The following is a 16,533-nucleotide window of genomic DNA, read 5'->3' as shown; positions in this document are numbered from 1 at the left end:
TCCTTACCGAGTGGCGAGCAATCCGAGTACAAACGCCCGCAGGTCGTCGTCCTTGTACCAGTCGCCGTCGAACAGGGACTTCAGAGCGCGCGGCAGGATCAGATCCGCCCGGCCCCCCTCGCCGTCGCTGAACAGTTGGGCGAGCAACTCGTCGATGGCGCTGTGACGGGCACCGATTCGGCCCGCGTGAGTGCGAGTGAAGCGGTATATCTCCTGGGCTGCGGTCAGGTCCGGCTGTGCCTGCTGAAGGTGCATCAGCAGGGCGTGCAGCGCGGTGCCGCGCCCGCCGTCGCCCAGGTCGGCTACGGCCACGGTCTGGTTTCCCGAGTCGTACCCGCCGGTGGCAGAGGTCCGCGCGGTCACGAACCGCCGGTCGGCCGGGGCGAGCCAGTCTCGGGGGATGAGCTGCTGCACCGCGTCGACTGCGCGGGCCGCGTCGCTGTCACTGTCGGGCGACAAGACCAGGGCCGATGCGCCCCCGGGGCCCATCTCCCGCACTGCCGCCAGAGCCTGCGCGACGACACCGGGCGCTGCCGCAGCGTACGAGGAGCGCATCCGGTCCATCTCCGCGCGGGCCTCCACTGCCTCTGCCCTGGCGGCCGCCAACTCCAGCGGATAGTCCGGGTCGACGCTGTGCCCCACAGGATGCGCAGCCAGGTCCCGGGCCCGACGCTCGGCAGTGCTGGCGTACTCCGCGGCGTACCGAAGGTTGGCGTGCGGGTCGTCGCCGAGCTCCGGCAGAGCATCAGCGAGCCGCCGGTTGATCTCACTGTCCAGATCGGCGCCGGCCGCGCGCAGTGCGGCCAGATGCCTCATCGCCGTCGCCCCGGGACCCCGGTCTGCCGCCTGGTCAGGCTCCCAACGCACCCCGTCCTGAACCGCCGGCAGTTCACCGGCAGACAGGGCCCGCCGGCTGGTGCGCTGGTACCAACGGGCACGCCGCGACGTCTGCCCGAACCTGCCGGGCGCCGGCAGCAACCGCGCCCAGTGCGCGATCCGCTCACCGAGACCCGCGCCGGCATCCGGCGAAGGCAGGTCACCGCTCTGAGCCAGGCGGTGAAGGCGGCGCGACTCCGGCCACGACGTCACCCGCTCGACCAGACGCTCCCGGAACCGTCGGAACGACTCAGCGTTCCAGATCCGGCCCGCCGCCTTGAAGACGGAACGGAACACCTCCGCGATCCGCCTGGCGATCCGGACGAGGAGCGCGAGGACCCGCGGCAACAGCCGCTCCCGCTGGGCGGGCGCCAGGTGCCGCAGGACCCGGCGGGCCGTGGCCTGCCGGGTCGCGTCCATCCGCCCCGACAGCAGACGTCCCAACCGCACGGCATCGACGTCACTCAGATTGGCACCCGCGGCCGCGCGGACGGCGGTGGCCAGCGCGTCATCGACATGCCGCGCCACGCTCTCCCCGGTCTCCCCGGTGTCTGCGGGGCGACCCTGGCCCGCGATCTGCTCCGGGATCAGCCGCAACAGGTCCGCTGCACGATGGGCCGTGTCCTGCTCACTCTCGCCATCAAGCGGCTCCAGGTCGTTGACGGTGCGCAGGACGGCCCGCATCGCGGCGGCGCGGGCACGCAACCGTTCTCGCTTGAGTTGCCGGAAGGCGTCCGCGCGGTCCCTGCCCCGGATCCCGGCGGCGTTGAGAGCGTCGACTGCTTCCTGACGAGCCCGCTGCATCGGGCTCAACAGGGCCTCGGCGGTGACGCGTTCGGCGATCTGCTGCCGCAACTGGTGGATGCTGCCTGGGGCAGCGGTACCGGCGATAGCCGACTCGACGACTGCTCGTGTCACCTGGCCGGGGTGGGCGGCCACGATCTCCCCGACGGGGACCGGGACGTTCGGGTCACGATGCGGGGTGTCGATGCCATCTGCGGGAAGCGCTGGAAGCTGCCACAGTTGCTGATCGCCGGAAAGGGTGCGGCTGTGGCGGGTGCCTGTGGTGTCCTCCACGGTGACGCGTCGCACACCACCCAGCAGGTCGTCGATGCCCACAACGGTGTAGGCGGAGACGCTGTCGGGGGCATCAGGGTCGGGCAGACCGACCGTGTCACCAACGCCCAGGTCATCGACTGTCCCCGGACTCGGGCGGGTGTCTGCGCTTGAGCTGGCGTTGCCGGCAGCCTCGTCCAAGTGGTCGGCTGCTCGCCGCGCGGCCCGGCCGTCGGCGGTATCCGGAGACGACGTGGCACGCAGTGAGTCAGCCAGGCCGGAGGCTTGTTCGGGCGTGACGGGCAGATCGCGACCGAGACGGGCGACAGCCTGCTGTACGCGTTCATCATCGGACGGAGCGGCGCCGTGGTCGGCGATAGCGTCCCGCTCCTCAGGGGAGAGCTGCGGGTCGACGGTGTCGCCGATGACCGGATCGATAGCCGGTGCGGGTTCGAGCACCTGAAGGTCGTCGTCGGACACGTTGTCGGTGGCGGGGGGCTTCCCGTCCGGATCGACGAGGCGGGCCATGGGGGCATCCGCCGCTGTCTCGACGTGCTGAACCTCCCCGGTACGCGGATCGGCGACGTCGAGCCGCACGCGGTCCCCGTCCCCGTGGTGCCCGACCACCGTCACCAGGCTCGGCACCGAGCCGCCCTCATGGACGATGACGTCGCCCTCGTTGAGACCCCCCGCCGTAGTCGAATCCACGGAGGCACGGCCCACGCCGTGCGAGCCTGCGTTCCGCACTTCGCCAACGGTCCGCAGCTCGCCGGCCGATATCGGCTCTATGCCGTCCCGGGTGGCGACGTGCGCGGTGTCACCGTCGATCCCCTCCACCGTGCCAAGGAGGTTGCTGGCACGGTCACTGACCACATGCCCCTCACGGACCCGCTGTCCCTCCGGCGTCCAGCCGGCCGGACGGGCGGCTCCACCGTCAGTGACCGTCAACGACGTCGGAGCGAGACCCGGCTCCTCCTTGCCGTCCGACCAGTGCACCGACGTCGTAGCCGAGTTGGCCCCCGAAACGACGCCTTCGCGGCCCGCGCCGTCCCGGACGAGCGTGCCGGGGAACAGGCCGAGCCCGGCCGGGTCACTGACGACGCGGTCCGAGAGCTGTCCGGTGAGCACGTCGCTCTCCGCCCCCGTGATCAGCGCGCCGTCCTGCCGGTCGAGGTCAGGCTCAACCGTTGCTCGGGCCGCCGACGCATCGACCGGCGTCCACACCGGCGACCTATCGCCGCTGCTGCCATCACGGGCCTGCGACACGAGCGTCATGAACATCTCGGTACTGCGGCCCCGTTGAGTAACCGTGCGCCGCTGTGGAGCCTGAATCACGTACCCCGACAGCGTCCGCGGCTTGCCCTTGGGGGTTGTGCCCTCGATCCGGACGACGTCCCCGAGCGAAAGCTGATCGACCCCCACCCATTCGGCCGGGCGGCCGCCGATCGGCTCTGGCACAGGATGCGCCGCCGGGGCGGATGCCGCTGCCGGCGTCGATGAAGCCTCGGCCTCGCGCGGCTGCGCCGTCGGCGTGCCCACCTGTTCCGGGCGCTGCGCGCCGCCGGGAGCCGACTCGCCCGGCCGCGGCCGCCGCATGGCCCGGGGCCGCACCGGATCGTCCACCAGGTGCAGAGGCCCGCCGCTGCCGGGAAGGTCCCCGATCTTTGTGCCATCAAGGGCGTAGACGCCGCGGTCCCCACCCAGCGCGGTGTCAGCGGTGTAGCCGCCGAGCAGGCCCAAGGGCAGACCACGGTCACCGACCGAGCCGGGGGAGTCGTGGGCGACATGCTGCGCGATGGTTCCCCGCTCCGTGGACACGAGCGGGGCGCCGTCCTGCCCGACGCGCACCGCCGCGACCTCGTCACCGGCACGCACCTGACGCGGATCGTTCACCGCGATGCTGTACCCGGCCTGTTCCTGGGCAGCCCGCCAAGCTGGGTAGTGCTCACGCAGCGCCTCAACATCGGCCAGCACCTGCTGCGCACCGGGCTGGTCGAAGCCGCCGCCGTCCTCAGACCTGAACGTGGCTACCAGCGCACGGGCTACGGACTCCCCGAGAGACTCGCCCTGCGGCCCGCGGAAGGCGCGGGCCCGCTCCAGAACATCCGGAGCGTCCCAGGGGAACGAGTTGCCCTCGCGGTCCCTCACGCCCTCCAGCGCGTCGGCGTACCGGACCGCCTCATCGCGACCGGCCGCGATGGACAGCACTTCCATCGAAGCCGGCGCCAGAACCTGCCACGCGCGGTCGATGCGCCGGTCGGGGTGGTCCGGCGCGATGACCAGGCGGCCGCCGGGACTCATCGTCAGCGCCGCGTTCTGCGCGAGCTCGTCCAACTGCCGTCGCGAGGGCACCATGCCGGACGCGCTCGTCTCATCCAGGAGTCCCTCGCGCAGATGTGTGCGCAGCGCAGCGGCGTCCGCGAAACGAGGCTGGGACACGTCGTTGGGCGACTCCGCAGCCAGCGCCGGGCTTGCCGCCGGCGCACGTCGCTCGGGACGGTCCGCCGGTGCTCGCCGTCCGCCTTCGCTCGACGCGGCCTCACCCGGCGCACCACGGTCAGACGGGCCCGTCGCACCTGGAGCGTCGTGCTGCTCTCCTTCGTGCTGATCGCGAGCAGCCTCGTGCTCGTCGTGCTCGTCGCGGTCGACGCGCTCGGACCGGCGCATGGTCTCGCGCCATTGGTTGTAGGTGACGCGCCCGCCGTTCGCATCGAGCCAGTCAATGAGCTCGTCGGAGGCGTAGCGGCGCCAGTTGTCGTTGGACGACAGGAACCCGCCGTTGAAGACGTCCTCATCGGTGTAGCCGCGGCGCTGGCCTTCGCGGTTGACCATCGAGCCGCCGCGCATCGCTTCCTCGGCCCGGTTGAAGCGCTCCTCGTGCCAGAGCTGGTACTCCTCACGCAGCATCTGGTCCTTGGACCGGCGCTTGGGCCGGACGATCTCGGACGCCACATCGGTGCTGCCGAAGCCCAGGGCCTCATCGATCGCCGCGTTCTCCGCGGCACGCTCTTCCTCGGTCACGGGCGGCTGCGGCGTCAGGACTGCCTGGAGCCGCTCGGCCGGCGGGTAGCGCCGATCCATCTCGCCTGCGAGGCGCTCCCAGTCCTCCGCGGTGAGGTCCTGACTTGTCAACGATGCCAGCTCGGTGTCCGACAGGTGAGCCAGGTCCGTGGGCAGACCTGACGGTTCCTCACGCACTGCGTCGGCCTCGAAGGCGTCGCGCTCAGCGCGCATGGCCTGCGGAAGGTTCCGGCCCCGCCCGTCGCGCCAAGAGCGCACCGACGTCGGATCCAGGTCACCGTTCCAGTCGAACGGCATGCCGTCGGCCCCGGAAAGTCGCTCGTAACGGTCGGCGAGTTCACGCGCCTCGGCCTGACTGCGCGCGCTGACGGAGGTGTTGCCGGCGCCCCCCATGCTCGCTCCCGTGCGGGCGTGAGCGAAATACCACTGGGCGGGGCGACCCTCGGCGAGTGCGTCGTGGTCGTCGGTCCACGTCACCAGTCCTCCGCCGTTGGACAGGGTGAGCGTCGGATTGTCCGCGAGACGCCGCAAGAAGTCTCGGTGCTCGGGGGTGTCCACGTTCGTGGGCAGGGACTTACCGGAGCGGTAGTTGTCGCGAAGTCCGGTCAGATCGGGCGACTCGTTGCGACGTTCCTGTCCGCTGCCGTTGTCCTGACCGCCGTTGTCGCCCGGCGTCTGGGGGAGGTGCGGAACGTGGGGGCGCCCAGGGCCGGCGATACCGTCGCCGGGCTGGTCGCGGTCCCGCCGGCGACGACGGTTGCGGCGCCTCCTACCCCTGCCACGCTCGTCGTCACCGGATTCGTCGTCCTGCCGGTGCTCGTCCAGCGGGCTGTGAGGGCCGTCGTCGAGGCCACCCGGCGCGTGACCATCCCTGTCATGGCCGTCTCGGTCGCGACGCCGCCGCGGTGCCTCGTTGTTCCGTTGCTCCGTCGCGCTGTCGTCGCGCCGTTCTTCATCGCCCTGGCGGTCCTCGGGAAGCGGAGGCTCGGGCACATGACGCTCTTCCGGCTCGGGCGTCTGCTCGTCCGGTGCGCCGACCGAACCGTGCCGGCGCCGGCCGTCGACGTCGTCGGGGGTGCGCTCGGCCTCGGGGGCGTCAGCGTCTGGACGGTACGGATGGGCCCACGGGTCCGGCTCGCCCGGACGCGGAAGCGTACTGAACGAACCCTCGGCCCCGTGTGCTTGGCCGCGGATGTTCTCGGCAAGCCGGCGCAGTACACCCTGCCGGCGGCGTCCCTGCTTCGTCTTCAGATCCTCGTTGTCGGCGGCCTCGTCGATCGCCTTGGCCAGAAGGCGCATCTGTGCCGTGGACACTCCCCTCGACCACTTGTCAGCCACGGCCCGGAGCTCGGGGTCGTCGGAGTTTTTGAACTCCGCTGTAAGGGAGCGCAGTTCGCGGGTCTGCGCATCGGTGAGGGCGCTGTAGAAGATCGGCGCTTCGACGTCCTCGGGGCGGATGTGCCGGAACGGCTCGCCACCGAGCATGGTCTCGTCCCGGTGGGCGCCCATCGCGACGAAGCCGGCCATGAGTTGGGCAGCTCGAAGCGGCCCGCCCTTGTTGTCCTCTGTCCACCTTGTGGCGTTCCTGATACCGCCTCGGGCGTCCTGCCCGTACCAGGTCGTGCCGCGACGCCGGATCCAGCCGATCAGGTTGCCGTCATCGTCCAGAACTTCACCGTGCCCCTCCTCCAGGTTCAGGTTGGCCAAGCGGGCGTTGTCGTAGCGAAGGGCCAAGCCCTCGGGCGTCATAGCGGCGTCCAGGTCGCGGCGTTGCTTCTCCTGCGCCGCGGTGTCGACCGGCTCGGGGACGCGTTCCTCGCCGGGCCGGGAGAGCTGCTGTTCCTGGTACAGCTGGTATGTGCCGTTCTCGTTGACGAGGACACCGTCGTCGCTGTTCGCGACGACGTAGCCGGTGCCGTTCGGCGTGACGACGTCGTCGCGTCCTGTGTACTTGTGGACCGGCTCTTCGGTGGAGGAGCCTTCCGGGGCAGCGTCGGCCGGGGGCGCCGCGTCCTCGCTTGCGGTCTGAGCGGCTGAGCGCTGAGGAGCATCGAGGTCCGTGCTTGCCTGCTCGTCGGGCTGGCTGCGGGTGGTCTCGTTCTCGCCCTGGTGTCCGTTGCCGGTGGTGTTCGCTGTCTCGTTGCCGAGTCGGACCTTGTCCTTCGGCCGGAAGAACAGCTCTTGGCCGTCTTCCGTGACGACGCGGACGCGACCACGGCCGGTCTTGTTCGGCGGCTCCGCCACAGTGTGAGCTCGACCGTCGGGGGCAGTGAACCGGTCGCCCTTGCCCAGACCGTCGGCGCTGCGAATCTCGGCCTCACGCAGACCGGCGGCGTCTCGGCCTTCCGCGTCGGCGACCATATCCGGGGTGCCGAACGCGTCGTCAGGCTGGTCCAGCGGGTTGTTCGGGTCGGCGGCCTGGCTAGGGCCCGTTCCGGCCGGCGTGGCGAACAGCCCGTCGTCCTCGCCGCCGTCACCCTCCACCTGGGCGCGTGTGAGGTCAGCCCAGTTCCCGCCGGGGCCGCCGTGCTGTGGTGTCGGCTTAGGGGCGGGCTCGCGCTCCGGGCGCTTCCCGGCGCGGCGGTCCTTCTCGGCCTCCAGCGTGGCCAGGCGTGTCTTCGCGGCACCTTCGAGGGGCCCATGGGCCATCTCGTGCTCGATGAGCGCGATGATCTCGCTCTGCAGGTCCTCTGGGGTCATGGTGCGCGGGCTGTCTGAGCCGACGGGCGGCTGCGGGACACCGTCGCCGTCGTCCTGCTGTGGGACGTCTCGATCGTTCGGAGGCTCCGACGAACCGTCAGCGCCTGCATTGCCGCCGGCGGGTCGGATGGAGCGCAGGTCGTCCTCAACGCGGTCGCGCTCCAGGGTCACCGTGCCGCCGGCGGGGCCAGACCCACCACGCTCGTTCACTGCTCGCCGGCTGCGGGGGCGAGCCGCACTGTCGGGATGGAGGCTGGCGAGTCCCTCCTCGGCGTCGTTCGTGTTGACGGCATCGTCGGCTAGGCGCTGCGCGGCGGACGCGGCCTCGGAATCCAACTCGGCTTCGCGCTGGTCCTCAATGCCCAGGTCGCTCTTCAGGCCCGCAACGCGCTGCTTGGCCTTCTGGTACTCCTTGTCGTTCGGATCGACCTGCCGTCCCTTGTACGCCTTGAGCGCCTCATTTGCGGTGATCAGGTCGGACAGCAGCGCCACACGACGCTCCTTGGAACGCAGCCGCTCGCCATACGGCGATACGCCACCAAGGCCCCGCCGCGCACGGCCGCGCTCATCCTGGGCGATCTCCAAACTCGTCTCCGCGTCTTCGATCGCCTCGTCGAGGTTGCTCAGGCGCCGCTCCAGAGAGGCGAGGATGCCGCGGCCGGAGGCGTCGTCGAGCTGACTGGGGGTGTAGACGCCGCGGGTGTCAGGCCCACTGGGGTGCTCCCAATCAGGCCAGTCAAAACGGAGCTTGGCGACTCGGTTGCCGAACTGGTCGTGGGCGACCTCAACATGGAACCCGTGCCCGCCCAGCCTGCCGAGCCGCACACGGTCACCATCCTGCAGCCGCATGTTCCGAGCTGCAGCGCGGACCGCCTGCGCAAGGTGGTCATAGGCGTCGGCGCGCTGGTCGTACTCCTCATTGCCGATGCGGATCCGGAAGTTGTCGCCGGAAACGTCCGTACGGGCGGCGAGCGCGTCGCGCCAGGCCGGCAGGACGTCGCTGAGGTCGCGAATGATCTCGTCGGCCACACGGATCGTGACCTTTCGCCTGTCCTGGTCCCGGTGCCAGTTGCGGTCGAGCCGCTGTAGTTCGACGACGTCGGCGCCGGCCTGCGCGTAGTCCATGACGGTCATGTCGCCGGTGGCGATGGCCTTCATCTGGCCGAAGGAAACGGCGATGTCGCCGATGTCCTCCATCTCCCGGGCGTCGAAGTCCTTGCGGTCCATCTGCGCGATGAAGGCCGCCTTGCGCTCCAACGTCCCCAGCTTGAACGCGTCGAAGGTCTCTTCGGTGACGTAGGAGATGACCCGGACATCGTCCGCGGTGCCGGGGATCTCCGGCATGTTCAGGTTGCCCTGGCGCTCGATGCGGCCCTCGCGCTGCGCCATGTCGGCCGGCCGCCACGGGAAGTCCATGTGGTGCAGGGCGACGGCGCGCGCTTGAATGTTCGTGCCTGTGCCCATCTTCTCGGTCGAGCCGATGAGCACCGAAATCTTGCCGTTGCGGGCGTCCTCGAACAACTTGGCCTTGGCCTTGTCCGTCTTCGCCTCGTGGATGAACCTGATCTGCAGAGGCGGCACGCCGGCCTGGACGAGCTGGTCCTTCATGTGGTCGTAGGCGTCCCAGGCGTTCTTGGCCTTGGAGCCGGGGGTGCCGGCGTCCATGAACACGATCTGGAGCGCGCCGGGCCGCTCCTGCGGGGTGAGGTCGTCCGCGGAGACCGGGTAGACCCGGTCCTTGTTCTCCTCGTAGATCTCAGCGATCTTGCGGGCGGCGATATCCGCCTTGCCGCCCTCCTCACCGTGCCCGCCGACCAGCCGCATGTCGATCGCGGCCCGGGACGCCAGGCCGATCGCCTTGAGCACACCGCCCTTGTCGTGGATCCACGACGCGTTCGGCAGCGCGGTGACGTACGCCTTCTGCTCGGCGGAGATAGGGATGGTGACGACCTCGCCGCGCTTGCCCTCCGCGTTCTTGCGAACCGCTGGGGTCGGCAGGTCGAGATCGGCGGCGGTCTGCACGTCCACGGCCAGTCGGTACATGCGCAGCAGGTCCGCGGCGTTGTGGAAGCGCGCGAAGCGGGCCTTCATGCGGAAGCCAGAGCCGTCGGGAGCCAGCTCCAGGTTCTGCACGATCTCGCCGAAGGTGGCTGCCCAAGAGTCGAAGTCGTCGACGCCGGCCTCAGCCAGGATGTCGGGGCGCAAGAAGCGCTGCATGACGTACGACTCGGTCACCGAGTTCGCGATCGGCGTGCCCGTCGCCAGGGTCACCACGCGGCCGCTGTCGTTGCGCTGCCGCAGATACTCGATCTTCATGTGAAGGTCAGAGGCCCGCGCGGAGCCGGCGATACTGGCGCCCTCGATGTGCGAGGCGGTGGACAAGTTCTTGTAGCCGTGGGCCTCGTCGACCATCAGGTAGTCGATGCCGGTGTCCTCGAAGTGGACCGTGCCCTGGTCCTTCTTCGAGGCCAGCTTCGACTTCAGCTTGGCTTCCTTGCGCTTGAGGGTCTCCTCCAGGCGCTTGAGGGTCAGCGACTTGCCCTCGCGTGCCTTGGCGCGCTTGATCTCGTCTTCGAGCTTGTCGAGCTCCTGCCGCATGTACCGCTCTTGGGCCTCCGCTCGCATCGGGATCCGCTCGAAGGCGCCCTGCGTGAGGATGACGGCGTCCCAGTCACCGGTCGCGGCCTTGGCTATGAACCGGCGACGCTTCTTGCCTGTGAGGCCGGCGGACGAGGCAGTCAGCAGGTTGGCGTTGGGGTAGAGCTCCAGGTACTCGCGCCGGAACTGGCCCAACATGTGGTTCGGGACGACGATGGCCGGCTTGCGCGCCAGACCGGTGCGCCGCAACTCCTGGGTGCCGGCGACCATCGTCGCCGTCTTGCCGGCGCCGACGACGTGCGCGAGCAGCACCGACGGTTCGCTGACGATCCGTCGGATCGCCGCGTTCTGGTGCGGCCGCATCGTCCACTCGGCGTTCGCGCCCGGCAGCGTCAACGGGGAGTCGTCGAACTCCCGCAGCACGAGGTTGTTGAACCGGTCGTTGTACACGCGGGTCAGGCGCTGTGCGCGCTCCGGGTTCTCCCACACCCATGCGGAGAACCGATCCGCCATCTCCTTGGCCTTGGCCTGCGCGGCGCTGGTGGCCTCGTCATCGCGGACGGACATCTCCCGGCCGCCGACCTTGACGGTCTTGTGCACGACGATCGTGCGCTGCTCCAACAGCGCCTTGGCGATGTCCGGCGCCGGCCGTGCCGACGTACCCCAGTCCGACGTCGCGGCGATGCCCTCCTTGGGGCCCCGCACCTCCCATACGGACCCGCCGCCATGCTCGGCACGCACAGCCTTGGTGCCGAGAATCTCCTGCAAGAACGCGGTGATGTCGCCCTCGCCGATCCACGGGGCGCCCAACTTGACCTTGATCTCGGACGGTTCGAGATCGCGGGGGATGATGTTTTTCAGCGCGGCGACGTTCGCCGCGAAGCGCGGATCGGCGGCCGCGGCCTTCTCGGCGGCTGCCAGCTTTTCCCGGACGTTGCCGGACAGGTACTCGCCACGGGGGACGAGCCGGTTGCTGCCGGGCTCGTCGAAGGCAAGGGGACCTATCTCCTCGCGCAGCAACTGCAGGTCAGAGCGGCCCAGCAGGCGAGCGATCGTCGGCAGATGTAGCTCACCGCCGTCACGCTCCATCGCCAAAGCAATGGCCTGCTCGGGATTGTCGGCCCGGTCGGCGATCTCGCGGGGCGCGACGACGCGCTGGCGAAAGATGTCGGCCTTCTTCGCCGACTTCGCGCTGTCATCCCACTTGTCCAGGCCAAACACCGCGGCGGACGCCGGGTCGTCCTCGAAGAGCTGCAGCGCGGACGGAGCCTTCCAGGCGGCTGGGACGTCCTTGAGCCCTTCGGCCTCCGCCCGCTGCTTCGCCTCTTGCGGGCTGAAGAACCGGGTCTGACCCGGCTTGTCGAGCGGGCCGTGCTGCTTGACGTACGCGTCGTACGCCTCGTTCAACTGCCGGCGCAGGGACCGCATGCCGTCGGTCTCGCCGGTCTCGCGGGTGGCCCCCTCAAGGCGCAGCAGCCGGTCGGTAAGGTCGCGCAGGCCGATCAGTTTGCGGAGCTGCTCTTGCTGTGTGGGGTGGACATCGAGCGGGATGACCGCCCCGTCCTCGACCTGCGTAAATGAGCCGTCCGACAGGGTGTGCACCGCGCCCTCGTGCTTCTCCCCAGCCAGTTCCAGGCTCCGGTCGACGGCGTCGATCTCCGGCACGTACCGCAGGCGGCCGTCGCGCTGCGAGTGGAACGAAGAGCGGCGAATGCGCTCCAGCCCGGCCGTCAGCGCGGCGCCGGTGTCCTTGTCGCCGACTACGGACAGGTCGTGGTCGGAGAACTGGCCGCGCGCGGTGGTGAGTTGACCGAGGACCATCTCGGGGTGCTGCTGGAAGTAGTCGTTGACTGCGATCTGGTGCCCGTTGACGTCCGTCTTCGACGACCGCGTCCACGACATGTCGATGTCGTGCGTGTGCTCGTCGCCGAACCGGCGGCGGAAGACGAGCAGGTCTGTAACGACCCCCGTGCCGGCCGCCTCTTGATGCGCGCCGGCCGGCAGCCGCACTGCGCCGACCAAGTCGCCCATGTAGGACATCTGGCGCCGGGCCGTGTCGTCCTCGTTGTCCATGGTGAAGCGGCTGGTGATGACCGCCACCAGGCCGCCGGGCCGGACCTTGGCGAGGCTCTTGAGGATGAACGTGTCGTGGATCGAGTGCTTCAGATCCGGGTTGACCTGCTCGTCGTACATCGGGAACCGGCCGAAGGGCACGTTGCCGATGACCAGGTCGAAGGAGGAGCCCGGCATGCGCAGGTCGCCGAACGACGCGTTGATGATCCTCGCGTCCGGGTAGAGGAGTTGGGAGATCGCCGCGGTGGTCGGGTCCAACTCAACACCGGTGACGTGCGCCCCGTCAGGAGCGGTACCGATGAAGTTGCCGGAGCCGCTGCCGGGCTCCAAGACGTTGCCACCGTCGAAGCCGAGCTCGCGCACCAGGTCCCAAAGGGGCTGGACCAGCTTGGCGTCCGTGTAGTGGGCGTTGAGGACGTTGGCCTTGGCCGCTGTCCACTCTTCGTCGCTGAGCAGCTCGCGCACCGCGGCCCGCTCGGCGGCGAAGCCTTCCCATTTCTTGAGTGCACGGGCGTACTTGGCCGGGTCCGGGTTGCCGTCAGCGTCAAGGAACGCGCCGTCCGTCGGCTCGGGCTTGTCAGCCAGCACAACAGGCAGAGAGCCCCAACCGGACCAACGGGCAAGGATCTTCTGCTCATTGGCGTTGGCCGGCCGATCCTCGGCCTGGATCTGCCGGAGCAGCGTGACGGCCGCGACGTTCGCGCGGGCCTTGGCCTTCTCACCCGACGGAGCAAGGTCGCGCTGCGACGTCGGGCGGAAGACCGGTGCGTCTACAGCCTGCCGTGATCGGGCAGTTCGGCGTTCTCCATCCCAGGCTCGGCCGGCAAGAAGATCTCTTCGTGCATCACGATTTCCCGGGCCTGTGCCATCGCCTGCGTCCGAGCTGCCACGCGATCCATGAACGTCTCGCTGGTCTGCCTGCTCAGGATCTGCTCGGCCGTGGTCCGGATCTCCTCGCTCGCTCTCATCCCGAGGTTGGCGAAGAACTCCTCCTTCTCCGCGTCCGTCCCGAGTTCCTTGTACGCCGTCGGCCGGTACGTCGCCCAGTGCTTCTGGGCGATCCGACCGAGCTTGTTCACTGCCACTGCTGTCGTCTCCCGTGGTGATGTCGGGGGTGGACTGATTATCCCCCCTGCTCATGGCCAGCACGGCGGCAGGCTTGGCCGCGCGCTCGTTGTTGTTGTCGCGGCGTTCCTTCAACGTGGCATTCAGGCGCTGCTCATGGCGCACCGCACGATCGCGGATCGCTTCAAGAACATGCCGATCCTTGCCGTACACGTCCCGGCCGGGCTGATCGTCGATCGACGCGATGGCCCTTTCCGCAGCCCACTGAAGTTCACGGCTGGCCTTCACCCGTTCCCGGATTCCGGTTGAGGCCGCCAGGCGTCGGAAACTGGTGTCCAGATCGGTGGCCAGTGTCTGGTCCTGGCCTTTGGACAGGTCGCGGTACAGATCGGTCTTGTTCCACTCAGCTTCCAGAGCGGCGATCTCGTCCCGGTCTTCCGCGTAGGTCTGAGTGCCGTCCTGTCCATACGGGGCATCAGGAGCGTCCGTGCGATCGTCGTCCTCCCGCCGGCTGGCAGGGGAGGCTGTGCGGTGCTGATCGGGTCCGGCGAGGGCTGGCCCTCGCTGGACCTGGTGGTCATTGCGTACGGGCGCATCGGTCCGCACCCGGGGGAAGTTGGGAGTGTGCCGGTCGCCCTTGCCGTCACCGTGCTCACGGTCGTGTTCGGCGATGAGGTCGGCCAGCGCCGCGTCCCGTGTACGGAATCGTCGGTTGGAGCTGTACCGGGTGCCGTGGCCCAGCCGATTCCACTGCCACGCGCCGTTGCGGCCTTGCAGACTGGCGTCGGTGGTGTCCTCGCCGTCGATGGTGACGGGGTACCGGCCGCGCTCAGGGTCGAAGTCGCCTACGGTGCTCCGAGTTGCATTGCTTGCGCCGTACTTCTCCTGGTCGCGGCGCTTCATCTCCTCCAGCGCCGAGTCCTTGCGGGCCCGGATCTCGTGCCCCCGGTCGCCGTCACGCTGCCTGCCGGAGCTTCTCAACGCTTCCTCCGCGTCACGCTCGGCACGCTGAAGGACTTCCTCCAGGTCAGCGTCCGTCAGCGACCGCAGATCCGGAACGCCCGTGACCGGCTGGTCGCCGTGCGACTGCTCGGGGTGCGAAGCATCAGGTGCCGCGGGGACCGACGGCGCGTCGACATCTGGTGCAGAGGAGGCCCGGAGTCGGTCCTCATCGCGGCGAACGTCGACCTGTCGGCCCTCGTCCGCGAAACCGCGTACCAGTGTGTCGACGGCCAAGGCCCGGGTGACTGGGCGCGTGGTGCGGGTTGTGACGTACGCCTTGGCACCGTCGGACCACACAAACCCGGCCCGACGCATGCGCTTGCGCATGTCGGCGTCGCCCTTCTCAGTGCCGTGCACCACGGCCCGGCTGGGCGAATACTGAATCCAGATGGGGTCCTTGTGGTCGTCGGGCTGGCCAGCGAGGACGTGTTGGCGGGCGGCGTTGGTGGCGAAGTCAGCTTCTGTGCGGCCGCTGACGTGCCGGTCGCCCATGTCCCCGACGTACACGGACCGGCGAGTGTTGCGGTCGAAGACGGACTCGCCAGTGGCGATGCGCTTGCCGTCCGGCCCGTACACGTTGATGCCGTCTTCGCCGCGGGCCATGCGGTAGCCGGGGAAGCTGGCGAGTTCGGTGGTGTCGCCCGGGACGTCGTTCTCGTGGCGGCCCGGATCCTGGCTGGCGCGGCCCGACGTGATCTCCCGCATGCGCTTTCCAGCAGGGGAGGACAGACGTTCCCCGATGCCGTCGCTGCGCCAGTCGAAGGGACTGCCGTTGCCGTCGCGGTAGTCGCGGAAGGCGTGCACTCGCGCGACAGCATCCCGCTTGCCCTTGTCAGAGGGGAGGATCGCGATCGGCACGGAGGTACCGGCGTGAAAGACCGTCCAGCGTTCCCTGTCGCGTACCTCCATCTTGCCGATCAGGAATCCGTCGATGACCTGTGGGTCGGAGACGAGGTCAGCGCGCTGGCCGGCGACCGACTCACGCTGAGCCCGTTCGGAGTGCGTCTCGCGGACACGGGGCACATCGGGGTTGTTGCGCCAGTGGTCGAGCACCTGGGCGACGGTGAACAGGCGAGTACCGTCACCCTCCCGAGCGGTGACGCCCTCCGGCAGCTCGCCGGCGGCCAGCTCGTCCTGCCCGTCCCGGGACTGCTCCTGCTCCGCAGGGCTTTGTTCCTGGCCATCGCCGAGCATCGGCTGGTCAACAACTGGGGCGTGCGTCGACTCGGCCTGGTCCTGATGCTGCTCGCCGCCGCTGTCGTGCTCCTCGTGCTCGCGGCCGCGGGCGATGGCGGCGTCAATTCCGTCCCGGCCTTCGGCCATGTCCAGCCGGTCGGCGACGTACGGGGCCTCCCAGTCGATGGGGCCGTCGCGGCGGTCGCGGGCGTTCTCCAACTTGTTAGCGAAGTGCAGGGCGTTGGGCTTGGAGCGGAAGCCAGCCTGGTGGGTCATGATCGTGCCGGACCCGACGTGGTACACGTCCCACTTGCCATTGCCGTGCCGAGTGACCAGGAAGTTCCCGCCGTTGGAGAGCTGGGAAGTCCGGGCGAAGTCCATGCCCGACGTCGCTGAGTAGGTATCGAGGCGGACCTGAGCTCGTTCCTGCTGGGAGGCGCCGCGAAGGTGCACGCCGTTGTGCGTACGAGGGGGCCGTGCCCACCGCGGGTCCTTGGGCCCCGACTCCAGGTGATTGCGGGCGGCGGCGACGCTCGTGAACCGCGGCGGCTTCCGAGCCGGCTTCTCGTCGCGCGGCTCGTGTTCGGAGCCTGCCCCGATCGGGTGGCCCTGGTCGTCCTTGTCGTGCGGGCTATCGGAGGTGTTCGGGTCGCCGTGGTCGTCATGATCAACGCCGTTGCCGCGCCGCGGATCGGCGTCCCGGTGTGTCTCCTCCGCCTGGACCTTCTCCCGGCTCTTGGTGGGAGCGCTGCCGTCCGGCCGGGCCACCATCGTCAGCCGGGATGTCTGAATGGGCCGTCGGTTCTCCCCGTCCAAGTCGGATACCTGGACCTGTGTCTGGGACAGAGCTCGGATAATGCGGGCCAAGCCGCCGCCCCACAGCCGTGCCACCCCACCCGTCTCAATGAAACGGCCCTTCGAGTCACGAGGGTGCAGTTCCTCCCGCCAGGGGCGGCGAGCGCGCTT

Annotated in this window: 2 protein-coding genes; one reads left to right on the top strand and one right to left on the bottom strand. The window is 69.4% G+C overall.

Translation table 11 applies throughout. The features are described from left to right. Nucleotides 1–3: 3 nt before the first annotated feature. Nucleotides 4–15,444, bottom strand: coding sequence for a helicase-related protein (locus tag ACIQU6_RS34925; protein ID WP_403485738.1), 15,441 nt, complete (start codon nucleotides 15,442–15,444; stop codon nucleotides 4–6). On the opposite strand from ACIQU6_RS34925, the gene ACIQU6_RS34920 reads away from it, so the two are divergent. Continuing rightward, a complete protein-coding gene (locus ACIQU6_RS34920; RefSeq protein ID WP_403485737.1) occupies nucleotides 15,433–15,963 on the top strand; it encodes a hypothetical protein in 531 nt (176 codons plus the stop codon). The two genes, ACIQU6_RS34925 and ACIQU6_RS34920, sit on opposite strands and share 12 nt — an antisense overlap. Nucleotides 15,964–16,533: the final 570 nt, after the last annotated feature.

This window comes from Streptomyces sp. NPDC090442, assembly GCF_044769405.1.
GTDB lineage: Bacteria > Actinomycetota > Actinomycetes > Streptomycetales > Streptomycetaceae > Streptomyces.
The sequence above is the reverse complement of the archived record's forward strand: the minus strand, read 5'-3'. Positions and strand labels throughout refer to the sequence as shown.